This is a genomic window from Methylobacter sp. Wu8 (assembly GCF_036440755.1).
GTDB lineage: Bacteria > Pseudomonadota > Gammaproteobacteria > Methylococcales > Methylomonadaceae > Methylobacter_A > Methylobacter_A tundripaludum_A.
In genome coordinates this window covers 14,070-27,018 of record NZ_JAZGVT010000069.1, presented here as the reverse complement: position 1 = coordinate 27,018, position 12,949 = coordinate 14,070, and the positions used below count along the sequence as shown (strand labels likewise).

The following is a 12,949-nucleotide window of genomic DNA, read 5'->3' as shown; positions in this document are numbered from 1 at the left end:
TTCTTTATTTCACTGTCGGGGCGTAGCGCAGCTTGGTAGCGCACTTGTCTGGGGGACAAGGGGTCGTAGGTTCAAATCCTATCGTCCCGACCAATTGAAACAAAGAACTGCACCATATAGAATCGAATAAAAAGAAACCTGGGTATTTCCGGGAGAGCATTCGGGATAGCACTTTTCAATTGTTGCTGTTTATTACTGTAATCAAAATAATTTATTATCGTAACTATGCCGCCTAAAGCTTCTCAATCTCAAAAAGTTGCAAACTTCTTAAAAACTAATCCGCTTACTCGCTTTAGTGCTAGAGAAATTGCAGATGCCATTGTTACACAACACCCTGAAGACTATTGTGAGAAACGCGAAAATCCACGTTTTTCCGACAATAAGTCATTTATTTCACAAATAGTTGCTGAAATAGGTGCACAAAAAGATCAAATATTAAAAGCTAATCCACATATATTTTGGCAAGACAAACCACGCCCCCGCGTTTACTGGTATGACCCTGACGCAACGCAATCGCAAAAAAGAGCGGATAATACGTCAGAAGATGAAGAGATAACCGAAGAAGAACAGGAATTTATTCAACCAAGCAGCGCATTAAGCAATTCCGCTTTTAGCGAACAACAACTTTATCCGTTATTAGTTGAATATCTGAAATCCGACCTTAATTTATTTTGCCAGCGCATTGATGAGAAGCGCTCTAAGAATCAACGCGGCAATGGCGGTAATCAATGGTTACACCCTGACATAGTGGCCATGCAGCCTGTTGACAAGGGTTGGAATGATTTAGTTAGGACTTGCGTATCACAAGGCGGCGGGCAAAGTGTAAGACTATGGTCATTTGAAGTAAAAAAAGAACTCAATAGCTCAAATGTTAGAAAGAGTTTTTTCCAGGCAGTGAGTAATTCCAGCTGGGCAAACGAAGGTTATTTAGTAGCTACGCTCTTAGCTGACAACGTCGTTGAGCAGGAATTGCGCATGTTGTCCGCATTGCACGGCATCGGTGTTATTTTACTGAATTCGGAAAATCCATCCGAAAGCGAAATTTTGTTGCCCGCGATTGCCAGACCTGAGATTGATTGGCAATCAGTCAATAGGATCGTAGTAGAAAACGAAGACTTTAAAGATTTTGTTGAATTGGTTTCTACTTACTACCAAACAGGACGAATTCGCAGTAAAGATTGGAATAGAGTTTAGCCCCATACAGAGAATAGCCCGGCTGGAGCTTTGCGAAATCCGTGACGCCCCCATCATCTTAAAAAATAGACGCAAAAGAACCGGTATCACTTGAGCATACTCCGTAAGCTGAAGAGGTTAGACTTATCTCGCATCATTCATAAACCCCTTCATTTTCATATCTGATTTTAGAATGTGATCAATAAGCCAATCTCTTAAGACATGGTTAATCTTTTCACTCATGCTGTCAGCTTCATTCTGCGAAGCGCCTGTCTTGTTGATAAATGTATAGATTTCCTCTCTAATGGCATCCAGTTCAACTATAAGCGCCTCATGCCCTGTTTTATTTTCCTCATAATAAGGAAACATATACTTGATTTGCAGCTTTTCTTCATGAATAAAATGTTCCCTGGCGGATTCATATAACTGATCGATAAAAAACCTTACAGAATCCTTTTCATGCGGATTACGCAGCACTACTTCCAGCACATTAAGCAACGTTAATAATAATTTGTGTTCCATATCAATAGTCGAATTGTCCACACTGAATCTGGAATCCCATTTAATTGGCATAGGTACCCTCTAGGTTAATTTAGTTATTGATCCATCATAAACATTCATCCTCATTGCACAGCAAACGCCCGGATGGAACTTTGCAAAACCTTGGGCTTCATGGCTCCGATCATCCCGTATTCCGGCTACGCTACATACAAGCTACGCGATTTTCAAACGCCGCATCTCAATGGTACGAAAAACATCGGCAAACATGCCTTTAGTCAGTCTCTTGGTCTGCACGTTGTACCGGCTGCTGTGATAGGAATCGACCAGCGTGCGGCCATCAGGCAAGGCATGCTGCGCATTATGGGCAAACTTGGCGCTGCTCAGTTTCAGTCCGTAAGCTTTTAATACCGCTTGATGGGCAATCGAACCTAAGGCCAGTATGACCGCCTGCTCCGGCAAGGTTTTTATCTCGGCAGATAAAAAATTATTACACTGGTTGATTTCGGCATTGGTCGGTTTGTTTTGCGGCGGCAGGCATTTAACGGCATTGGTGATACGGCAGTTTTTAAGCGCCAAGCCGTCTGTCAATGACTCGGATTTTATTTGGTTGCTGTAGCCGAACTCGTAAAGCGCCTCGTACAGCAGCAGCCCCGCATAATCGCCGGTAAACGGCCTTCCTGTGGCATTGGCTCCATGCATGCCGGGAGCCAAGCCGACTATCAGCAATTGGGCGCCGCTGTCGCCAAACGGCGCAACCGGACGCGCATGGTAGCCGGGGTGCTTTTGCTTAACGTCACACAGGAAATCATCCAGCCGTTTACACTGCCTGCAATCTTGATCGAATATTTGTTTGGAATACATGTTTTGTTTTTGATTAATTCACCACGAAGATACAAAGAGCACGAAGTTTTTACTCGGTCTTTTCTTCGTGAACTTCGTGTCTTCGTGGTGAGTGGTCTTCATTAAGTTCATAACGGATTGAACCCACCTTGTTACTATCCGAAGCCAGCAACTGCAACTTCTCAAGCCTGGGCAGTTTTTTTATGACGATTTCCCGTTTACTGGCGGAACTGCGGTCATGGCCGTTCTCGACATAGACCAGCTGTTTGGGCTGTCTGCCGCGAAAATATTTGGCGCCTTGCCTGTCTGCATGCTGATTAAAGCGCCTCACAACATCGATGGTGATGCCGGTATAAAGCGAGTCATCGGAACAAAGGATAATATAAACCTGCCAGTTCACGACGTCACACGGCCGTTCCGAAGACGGAACCGACGGCTGCGGTCAGCCCCATAGCCAATGCGCCCCAAAAGACGACACGAAAAGCGCCTTTCATGATGCCTGCCCCGCCGCTATAGGCCGCCAACATGCCCAGCACCGTTAAAAACAGCAACGATGCCGCTGACACCGGCACGATTAAATCGGTCTCGGGGGCAAATAGGACGATCAATAAAGGCAACACCGCGCCAACGGCAAACGTGGCGGCCGAAGTCAGCGCCGCCTGGATGGGTCTTGCGGCGCCCGTTTCAGATATACCCAGTTCGTCGCGGGCATGCGCGGCTAACGCATCATGCTTCATCAGTTGCTCTGCAACCTGCCCGGCCAGTACCGGATCGAGCCCGCGCGCCACATAGATGGCCGCCAGTTCTTTGTGTTCATGGTCCCCATCTTCATCCAGTTCTTTACGCTCACGCTTTAAGTCGGCCTGTTCGGTATCGGCTTGCGAGCTGACCGACACATATTCACCGGCCGCCATCGACATCGCCCCGGCAACCAGGCCCGCAACACCGGCCAGGACTATCTCGTCATGCGTCGCATCGGAGGCCGCGATGCCGACTATTAAACTGGCCGTGGACACGATGCCGTCGTTCGCACCTAATACCGCCGCGCGCAGCCAGCCGATGCGATGACTCCTGTGTATTTCGTGGTGAGGTGACATTGGGTTTCCTTTTTTGTAACTATCTAGCCATCAAAGCTATGGGGTACGGATAAACCTAAACCGGAGCCAAAATTAAAAGCTTTTTAGTCACTACGAAAACACGAAGAAAAAACTTCGTGTTCTTCGTGGTGATATGTTTCTAACAGCTGAGTGGCTAAAAATCCGAAAGCGTTTTCGGCGGAACGGCCGCCCGTAACGCATTCAATACCGCAAGCACATCGATGATTTCCTGGATTATGGCTCCTGCTACCGGCGTCAAGTAACCCAATCCGGCAAACACCATGCCTATCAAACTCAGCGCCATGCCGCCCACCGCGCTTTGCAGCGCAATTTTACGCATCCGCTCGCCGATATGAAACAACTCATCGACTTTTAGCAACGAACTGTCCATGATCACCGCATCCGCCGATTCGCCGGTAATGTCGCTGTTCTGGCCGAAAGCTATGCCGATGGTCGCGGCAGTCAGCGCCGGGGCGTCATTGATGCCGTCACCCAGGAACACGGTTTTTGCAACTTTAGTCTCATTGCGCACCAGCTCCAGTTTCTGCTCCGGGCTTTGGCTGAAATAAACGTGCTCAATGCCGACTTGTTCGGCCAGGAAGCGCACTTCCGACTCCCTGTCGCCGGACACCAGCATCACCTTATCAAACATATGGCTGGGGCGCAGGTGGTTGATAAATGACGAACTGTCGGTACGCACCTCGTCGCGAAATTGCAGGGTCGCCGCGTAAGCATCGTCAATCAGCACCACGCATTCCAAACCGCCGGTGACGGGCGGCAACTCTTTGGCAATATCCGGGTGCTGCTCGACAAAATTTTTACGGCTGGTGATCTGAACCTGTTTTCCGGCCACATTGCCTTTAAGCCCCTCACCCGACAACTCGGTGATATTGGTCACGCTTAATAACGATAACGCCGACTTTTCCGCCGCCGCAACGATAGCGCGAGACAGCGGATGTTTGGAATATCGCTCCAAACTGGCAATTAAGATTAACGCTTCCTGCTCGTTATAACCCTGGCTAGGAATCAACGCCGTCAGCGTCGGACGGCCATAAGTCAGGGTGCCGGTTTTATCGAAAATCGCCGTGCGGCAAGTACCGATGGCTTCCAGTATGGCGGGATTCTTGATGATGATTTCCCGCCGCGCGGCCAGCGAAATCGAACTGATAACGGTGACCGGAATGCCGATCAGCAACGGGCACGGCGTGGCGATAACCAGCACGGCCAGGAAACGGATCACATCGCCGCTGACCGCCCAGGCACTCAATGCAATGATGACCGCCAGCGGCGTGTACAGTGCGCCAAGTTGATCGCCCAGCCGCCTGATGTTGGGCCGATACTGCTCGGAAGACTTCATTACGGCCATGATCTTCGCATAGCGGGAATCGACAGCCCGCTTGTCCGCGCGTATGGTCAGCGCCGAATCGCCGTTGATCGCGCCGGAAAGCACTTGTGAACCGCTGACTTTCGACATCATATACGGTTCGCCGGTCAGGTAGGACTCGTCCATCGTGCTGGAGCCTTCCAGTACCGTGCCGTCAACGGGACAGATTTCATGCGGCAGTATCAACAGGGTGTCGCCGATATGAACCTGCCCGGTGGTAATGTCGGCCAGTTGATCGCCGGACTTTCTATGCGCGACGGACGGCATCCGCTTGGCCAATGCCTCAAGCACCGAAGAGGCTTTGCGCACCGCATAGGATTCCAGCACCACGCCGCCGGACAGCATCAGCACCACCAGGCTGCCGGCCAAGTATTCGCCCAATAAAACCGCCGTCACTATCGACATGCCTGCCAGCAGATCCGCGCCCCAATCGCCCTGCCCCAATTTCGCGCCGAGTTGATAAACCAACGGAATACCGCCCAGCGCCAAAACGGCAAGCAGGGGCAGTTGCACCAGCTCAATCGGGAAAGCGAATTGCCCTTGGTAAATTTCGGAAAACGCCGAGCTTAAACCCGCATTTAGAGATAGCGTATAGACTTCATGCCCTGTATCCAACGCATAATGCAGGACCAGATAGGCGCCAATGCCGAGCAGGCTCAAAATAGCAATGATGTTTTCGGATATTGCGCGGGGAATCGTTGCTGGCTTATCGGTCATCGTCTCGGCTTCGCAAAATGGACAGTGCTTTAGTTTAATATAAAAAACCACGAAGACACGAAGGACTCGAAGTTTTTACCTTAGCTTTTCTTCGTGTCCTTCGTGTCTTCGTGGTGAATTAATCCACTTAAATAATTCAAACCACTTGCTACGCAACAAAGAAGGCGGCGCACGGCACGCTACGCAGGATTTTCGCTATCGATAAAAAAGCAATCCACTGCGAATTGCTGCCGGGTTCTTTCCATTAACGCCTGGATGCCGAACTGTTCCGTGGCGTTATGTCCGCCCGCAAACATGTGTATGCCCGCCTCCTGACTTTCGTGCCAGTCGTGCTCGCTGATCTCGCCGGTAATGTAGGCATCCAGCCGCTCTTTTTGGGCCAAGCGCCATTCGCTGTTGGCGCCGCCGGTAATGATGCCGACCGACCTGATCAGCGCCGTGTTATCGGGCGTTGCCAGAATAACGGCGTGCTTCAATACGGCTTCGAGTTTCTGTTGCAGCTCGACGGCGGTCAGCGGCTGTTCGAGCATGCCCTTAATGCCGGTCGCGGAGCCTTTGTAATCGCCGAACGGCTGTTGCTGGTTGCAATCGATCAACTGGCCCAAGGTCGCCGCATTGCCTATGTCCGGGTGACCGTCCAGCGGCAGATGATAGCCGAACAGGTTGATGCCGTTTTTTACCAGCGGAAAAACTCGCCGAGCGAATGCGCCGGTCAACGGTTTTGCGCCGTGAAATGTCCAGAACAGGCCGTGATGAACGACCAATGCATCGGCCTTGTTTTCGGCCGCCTGATTAATCGAATCGCGGGTTGCCGACACCGCAAAAGCGATACGCTCGATGGCTTCAACCCCTTCTATTTGCAGGCCGTTAGGGCAATAGTCGGCGTAGGTTTCAGGACGTAGCAAAGCCTGGTAATAGTCGCTCAATTGGTGTCGGAGAATCATATTGCCAATGCCTCGAATTGCCGCCAAATGGTTTTAAAGGCTTCAGTCAGCCGTTGATCGTCCGCCGCGATACGCTCGGATATTTCAGCGATACTAAACCAGCCGCCTTCGTCAATTTCGTCGGACGCCAACACAAACGGGCCGTTATGCATGCAGCGGTAAACCTGGATAAATTCCATGCCGATAGCCTCCGTGGCCGGTAATTTGAATAGCGGTTCCAGAGTGTGAGCGTAAATACCCAGCTCCTCTTCAATCTCCCTGACGGCGCTGATGCCGTAGTCCTCATCCGCATCAACATGGCCTGCCGCCGAGGTGTCCCAAAGGCCGCCATTGAGGTCTTTTTTCATCGAGCGTTTTTGCAGGAATAACTGCCCCAGATCATTAAAAACCAGGATATGTACGGCGCGGTGCCTAAGGCCTGTCGCATGGACGATGTGGCGTGGACAGGCGTCGATGATGCAGTCGTTTTGATCAACGACGGCGAGTAGTTCGGTGTTCATTAATAAGGTAAGAAATCGATTAAATTTTTTTATTCACCACGAAGAGCACGAAGCTTTACGTTTTTTCTTCGTGTCTTCGTGATAAATATTAGAAATTGAATTTTAGACTTTTATGAGATCTACGCAAACATAGTTCCTGCGTATGGGTTACTGCGGGGGACTGGGCCATGCTCACATCCTGGATGTGAGCATGGTTTGAACAATTCTTAGCTAACGCTGCCGGCTTCCGTTGCGGCAGGCACTTCAATCAACCGGCCTGATTTAACGTCGTAGATATAACCGTAAACAGGAATGTCGGACGGAACCAGCGGGTGATTCTTAATGCGGGTTACATCTTCCAAAACACTTTCTTCTTGGTTTTTAATGGTCAACCAGTCGACATATTTGCCTTCGGCTGAACCTGGGCCTTCGCAGCAATCATGCCAGCCGCCGGCATCAATAGAGGCGGTCTTTAAGCTGCTGCCCAACAGGCCGCGCATGATGTCGTCGGTAAATGTTTCCATGCCGCAGTCAGTATGGTGAACGACAAACCATTCGCGGGTTCCCAATAATTTATAAGAAATAACCAAGGAACGGATGGCGTCGTCACTGGCGCGACCGCCTGCATTACGGATGACGTGGGCATCGCCTTCGGATAGACCGGCATATTTGGCGGGGTCTAGACGGGCATCCATACAGGTCAGGATAGCAAAATGCCGTCCTGGAGGCATAGGCAATGCGCCTTTGTCGCCAAAATCATTCACATAATCTCTATTTGCCGCTAAAACTTCATTAAGAATTTTGCTCATAAACACCTCTTATTATAATTTTGGACCATAAAAAAGCCGCTTGTTCCTGATCACTAAGGGGAATGATAAAGACCAAGCGGCAGTAAGAACTATCTCCGAGCTGAAGTCTACTCCAATAAATCAAGGTTTCAAATAGCGATATAGGTTATACAATATAAACTTAAAGTTTATAAAGGTGCGGACATGGCTAAATTAAACAACACGCAGGTATTTTGCCGGATTGTTGAGCTGGGTACTTTTGCGGCGGTTGCCCGTGAAATGAACCTTTCGGCTATGATGATCAGCAAATACATGGCTCAGCTGGAGGAGTCTCTGGGGGTTGCCTTGTTAAACCGAACAACCCGGCAGCTGAGTATGACGGAGGCAGGAAGAATCTACTATCACCGCAGCAAGCAGCTGCTGGATGATTTCTCGGAACTTGAGGAATACACCTCGCAGCTGGGTCTACAGGTAAAAGGCACGTTAAAGATCAGCGCACCGATCGATTTTGGCGGACTCTATATGGTGCCCGCGATTGATGCCTATCAACGCGGATATCCCGATGTCAAAATTTTGATGACCTTGCACAACAGCCAGGTTAATTTAAGCGAAGGCAGTTTCGATTTGTCTATCCTGGTCACGGATACGCTGGATTTGGGCGTGGTTGCCAGAAAAATCGCCCAAACCCGGTTATGCACGTATGCATCGCCCGGCTATATCGCCGAATACGGCGAGCCGCAAACCATTGAGGAGTTAAGCTCACATCGCTGCCTGCACTATATGGATACCCCGCATAGAGATTATTGGGTATTCAATGTCGGCGGCGAGGAGATTAAAATCAAGGCGAACTGGCACTTTGCCTCAAACAACGGCCGGGCTCTGTGCCAGGCGGCCGCGTTGGGCATGGGCATCACCCAGGCGCCTGAATTATCGGTGATCAATTATTTGGAACAGGGGAAATTGGTAGAAATTTTGCCGAACTTTCGCATCCCGTCGCTTAAAATTTACGCCACCTACCTGCAAAGACGCTTTCTGCCCGCCAAACTGGCGACGTTTGTCGATTTTTTAATCAAGTACTTTGCAGAAAACAACAGACTCATGAAAATAACCTGAACCTCCTCTAAAGGCGCACGACATGGCAAGACGAAACAAACACAGTCTGGAAGAAATCCGGGAAATGGTTCTGGATGCGGCGGAAACCATCATTATCAATGAAGGTTACTCGGCGTTAAAAGTGCGCAGGATTGCGATGGACATCGGTTATACCGTCGGCAGCATCTATATGGTGTTTGCCAACATGGCCGATTTGGTCATCCACATTAAAGCGAATACGGTGGATGACCTTAATTTGGAGTTACAGCAAGTACCGGGCTGCGCTCCCGAACACTCTATAGCAGAGCTGGCCAAGGCTTATTTAAGGTTTGCCGGGAGAAACTTTAACCGTTGGAGCATGATTTTTGTACAGGATACCGAGTTCCCCGACTGGTACAGGCAAAAAATCGATCGGCTTTTCAGCCGTGTGGAAACGCAATTCGCGCAACTTGCGCCAGGCTGTTCAGAACAACAAAGCAGACAGGCGGCGCGGGCGCTGTGGAGCGGCGTTCACGGCATTTGCACCTTGTCCTTGACCGGTGAACAGGATGCGAGTGCTATTAACGACATAGAAAACGACGTTGTGTTGCTGGTGGAAAGTTTTATTGGCGGATGGACGAAAAAATCAGCGCAAGGCTGAGCCTTATCTATCGACTTAAAACACGAATGGGTTTCGCCGCCGCTCTAGCCCTCGTAGCCAGATTGACCGCGCAATAACCCGGCAAATTCTGCTGCCGGTACCGGACGGCTTTTGAAATAGCCCTGATACATATCGCAGCCTTTTTCCTGCAAAAATGCGAGCTGTTCCGGTGTTTCCACGCCTTCGGCCAAGACTTTAAAGCCCAAGATATGCCCCATCGCAATAATCGTGGCGGCAATCTCCATGTCGTCTTGCAGATCGGGAATATCGTCAATAAAGCTCTTATCGATTTTTAGCAAATCCAGCGGAAAATGCTTAAGATAAGCCAGCGACGAATAGCCGGTGCCAAAATCATCAATCGCCAACCGGATGCCCTGTCCGCGTAAGCAGTTAAGAATATCCGCCGCGTTGTCCTGATTCGCCATCAGTCCGCTTTCGGTTATTTCCATTTCCAGCTGTTTGGCCGGAAAACCGGTTTCAGCCACCACTGTAGCAACCAGGCCGCAAATGTCGCTACGGCGAAACTGGTGCGGCGACACATTGACCGCCAGGGTTATCGGCGGCAAGCCTTCATCCAGCCATTGCCGGCCTTGACGGCAGGTTTCCCGCAGCACCCATTCGCCAACCGCGAGAATCAGGCCGGTTTCTTCGGCAACGGGGATGAACCGGATCGGCGGAATCAGCCCTTCAACCGGGTCCTCCCAGCGCACCAATGCTTCGGCACCGACGATGCGGCCACTGGCAATATCGACCTGAGGCTGGTAAAAAACACGCAGCTCCTGCTGTTCGATCGCCCGGCGCAGACGCGATTCCAGCGCAATGCGTTCACGCGCCGCGAGAGTCAAATCTTCCGAAAAATAAGCAAAACAGCCGCGCCCGGCGTCTTTAGCTTGATAGAGTGCGGCATCCGCGTGATCCATCAGTATCTCGGGATTATCGCCGTGTTGCGGATACAAGCTGATGCCTATGCTGACGCCAATCAATATGTCCTCGCCATGAGCCACACAAAAAGGCTTGCTTAAGTCGGCAATAATGTCTTCCGCCACGCGCGCGGCGTCTTCAGGGTGGGCGATGTCTTCCAGCAATACGATAAACTCATCGCCGCCCAAACGGGCCACCATATCGACATCGCGCAGCCGGCCTGTGATTTTTTTCGCAACTTGTTGCAGCAACTCGTCGCCCGCCTGATGCCCCAGACTGTCGTTAACCGCCTTGAACCGGTCCAAATCGAGCATCAGCAACGCAAGTTGCTTGCCCTCGCGCCGCTCGACATCAATGCCGTGTTTCAACCGCTCTTGCAGCAGCCGGCGATTCGGCAGCCCGGTCAGCGGGTCGTAGAAAGCCAGCTGTTTGATCTGCTCTTCAGCCACCTTCCGCTCGGTGATGTCGATATGGGTGCCGACATAATGGGTAACCTCACCGTCATCCCCTTTCACTACCGAGATAATCAGCCATTTGGGGTAAATTTCCCCATTCTTGCGCCGGTCCCAAATTTCTCCCTGCCAGGTACCGTCGCGCTTGATGCCTTCCCACATTTCCGCATAAAAAGCCGCATCATGACGGCCTGATTTGAGCAAATTTATCCGCTGACCGACGGCCTCTTCCTTTGTATAACCTGTGGACTCGGTAAAGGCCCGGTTAACCTGCAAAATAATATTCTCGGCATCGGTGATCACCATCGGCTCCTTGGACTCGAACGCGATGGCCGCCACGCGCAGATCCGCCTCCGCTTGTTTATGCAGCGTAATATCCCGTAATGCGCTGGCGAAAAACAAGCCTCGTTCCGTTTTAATCGGGCTTACGCTGATATCCACGTCAAAGCTGCTACCGTCTTTTCGGCGCGCCTGTAATGTTCGTCCGCTCTTCAATGGCCTGGTGACCGGTGAGTCGACAAATTTGGCGTGCAGCTCAGGATGCTTTGAGCGAAAGCCTTCCGGCACCAAAATTTCAATCGACTGGCCGATCAGTTCTCCAAGCTTGTAACCCAACAACAATTCGGCTTGCTGATTAACCTGGGAAATAATGCCCCGCCTGTCGCTGATCAGCATCGCGTCCGGTGTGGCGTTGAAAATGGCGCGTTGATAACCTTCACTTGCCATCAGTGTCTGTTCGGCTCTCCTGCGTCCGACGAAATAGGTGGCCAGCGTCATGCCTGTTCCAGACAGTATCACCATAAAAAACCAGTAATTGGCCAGGCTTGCGCTGAATCTTGTCGAAGCAGGCACGTCCGCTATGTTGCCTGCGAAAAAACCGGTTCCCTGCTGCACGCCAAGCAACCCCATGACCGCCGACATGACCAGTATGACCACCACGCCGTGGGCCTCCAAACGCAACACGGCCCAACTCACAATCAGAAACATCCAGTAGCCCTTGGCGATATGGCCTACCGAGTCGTGCAACCACCCCATGAAAATCGCCTGACCGACCAGAAAAGCCAGACCGAATAACAACATGAACTCGGTCAGCCGGTTCAGCCCCAAGCCGTAATCCGGCGCCCGCCGCCAAACCAGGATAAACGGCGTGACCAAGGCTATGCCCAAGACATCCCCCATCCATCTATAAACCAGACTCGGGTAAAAGGATTCTTCAGCCGGGAATCCGGTAAAAAACAACGCCCCGGCCCCTATCAGTGCGGCTATAACGCTGGCGATACCGCCGGCTATCAGTAATTGCAGGTAGTTGCGGGTGGATAGAACGGTTTGGTTAAAAATATCGTTCCGCCTTAGCAGCCAGGCGGCCAAAAGCGCCTCCAGCGCATTGCCCATAGCGACGGCTGCGGACGCCAGAAAAGAGTCGAGAACCACCACGTTGACCAACAATGCGCCAAGGAATACGCCGTAAACGTACCGGCTCCCGCCCATCAACAAAACCGACAGCGCCAGTCCTGCGGGCAACCAAAGGACGCTGGTAACGCCGTTATCTGAACAATAGGCGAGAACAACCAAACCGATCATGGCGTAGAATGCAGCGACAACCAATTGCTTTAACAGCGCTGCAAAGTGATGGAAATTTATCATTATTATTATTTTTCCCTTGTTTTTACCCGCTCAGCGGAGAAAAACAGCGCTGAGTGATGCTTATTTGTGTAGCGTTTCAGCTACCTTCGCATATATTACAGCATTTTTAAGCCGCGATAATCCCAGCCCATTTTCCATTCTTGCTGAACTTGTCGCCCCTATGCCGAGTGAACCCGCTTTCGACGAGACTCGTTGAGCGTAGTTCAAGCACTTAGACCCGAACGGTAAATGATGTGGTTTTCAATTAATAATGAGGGAATACTATCCCTGTGTTCGG

The 12,949-nt window shown here is 50.9% G+C and carries 12 protein-coding genes and 1 tRNA gene; 4 read left to right on the top strand and 9 right to left on the bottom strand.

Features of this window, described 5'->3' with window-relative positions; translation table 11 throughout:
• The first annotated feature begins 16 nt into the window (after positions 1–16).
• Both V3O24_RS12885 and V3O24_RS12880 read left to right on the top strand, forming a co-directional pair.
• Positions 17–93 (top strand) — tRNA-Pro (locus tag V3O24_RS12885).
• A gap of 132 nt (positions 94–225) precedes the next feature.
• On the top strand, positions 226–1,194 hold the full coding sequence (locus V3O24_RS12880) for a hypothetical protein (RefSeq protein ID WP_331307537.1): 969 nt from the start codon (positions 226–228) through the stop codon (positions 1,192–1,194).
• Between the two features lie 123 nt (positions 1,195–1,317).
• Here the strand turns inward: V3O24_RS12880 and V3O24_RS12875 are convergent, their stop codons facing one another.
• From V3O24_RS12875 to V3O24_RS12840, 8 genes are all read right to left on the bottom strand, one after another.
• Positions 1,318–1,746, bottom strand: a complete 429-nt coding sequence (locus tag V3O24_RS12875) for a hemerythrin domain-containing protein (RefSeq protein ID WP_331307536.1) — start codon at positions 1,744–1,746, stop codon at positions 1,318–1,320.
• 141 nt (positions 1,747–1,887) lie between these two features.
• Positions 1,888–2,535 (bottom strand): uracil-DNA glycosylase, encoded by a 648-nt coding sequence (locus tag V3O24_RS12870; protein WP_331307535.1) that lies wholly within the window; start codon positions 2,533–2,535, stop codon positions 1,888–1,890.
• A gap of 49 nt (positions 2,536–2,584) precedes the next feature.
• Positions 2,585–2,914: a GIY-YIG nuclease family protein gene (locus V3O24_RS12865; RefSeq protein WP_258076642.1), complete on the bottom strand. Its 330-nt coding sequence runs from the start codon at positions 2,912–2,914 to the stop codon at positions 2,585–2,587.
• Positions 2,915–2,918: 4 nt separating this feature from the next.
• Positions 2,919–3,611 carry a VIT family protein gene (locus V3O24_RS12860; protein WP_331307534.1) on the bottom strand — a complete coding sequence of 231 codons (693 nt, stop codon included), beginning with the start codon at positions 3,609–3,611 and terminating at the stop codon, positions 2,919–2,921.
• 154 nt (positions 3,612–3,765) lie between these two features.
• On the bottom strand, positions 3,766–5,712 hold the full coding sequence (locus V3O24_RS12855; protein WP_331307533.1) for a heavy metal translocating P-type ATPase: 1,947 nt from the start codon (positions 5,710–5,712) through the stop codon (positions 3,766–3,768).
• A gap of 179 nt (positions 5,713–5,891) precedes the next feature.
• Positions 5,892–6,656 carry a Nif3-like dinuclear metal center hexameric protein gene (locus tag V3O24_RS12850; RefSeq protein ID WP_331307532.1) on the bottom strand — a complete coding sequence of 255 codons (765 nt, stop codon included), beginning with the start codon at positions 6,654–6,656 and terminating at the stop codon, positions 5,892–5,894.
• Positions 6,653–7,156, bottom strand: coding sequence for an NUDIX domain-containing protein (locus tag V3O24_RS12845; RefSeq protein ID WP_331307531.1), 504 nt, complete (start codon positions 7,154–7,156; stop codon positions 6,653–6,655). The genes V3O24_RS12850 and V3O24_RS12845 overlap by 4 nt, the downstream gene beginning before the upstream one ends.
• A 206-nt stretch (positions 7,157–7,362) precedes the next feature.
• Entirely contained in the window at positions 7,363–7,944 is a 582-nt protein-coding gene (locus V3O24_RS12840) for a carbonic anhydrase (protein WP_331307530.1), read from the bottom strand.
• A gap of 183 nt (positions 7,945–8,127) precedes the next feature.
• Between V3O24_RS12840 and V3O24_RS12835 the strand changes: the two genes are divergently transcribed.
• Complete coding sequence (locus V3O24_RS12835; protein ID WP_104425314.1) at positions 8,128–9,036, top strand: LysR family transcriptional regulator; 909 nt, start codon at positions 8,128–8,130, stop codon at positions 9,034–9,036.
• A gap of 22 nt (positions 9,037–9,058) precedes the next feature.
• Positions 9,059–9,655 (top strand): WHG domain-containing protein, encoded by a 597-nt coding sequence (locus V3O24_RS12830; RefSeq protein WP_331307529.1) that lies wholly within the window; start codon positions 9,059–9,061, stop codon positions 9,653–9,655.
• 44 nt (positions 9,656–9,699) lie between these two features.
• On the opposite strand, the gene V3O24_RS12825 is transcribed toward V3O24_RS12830, so the two are convergent.
• Entirely contained in the window at positions 9,700–12,672 is a 2,973-nt protein-coding gene (locus tag V3O24_RS12825) for an EAL domain-containing protein (RefSeq protein WP_331307528.1), read from the bottom strand.
• Positions 12,673–12,949: the final 277 nt, after the last annotated feature.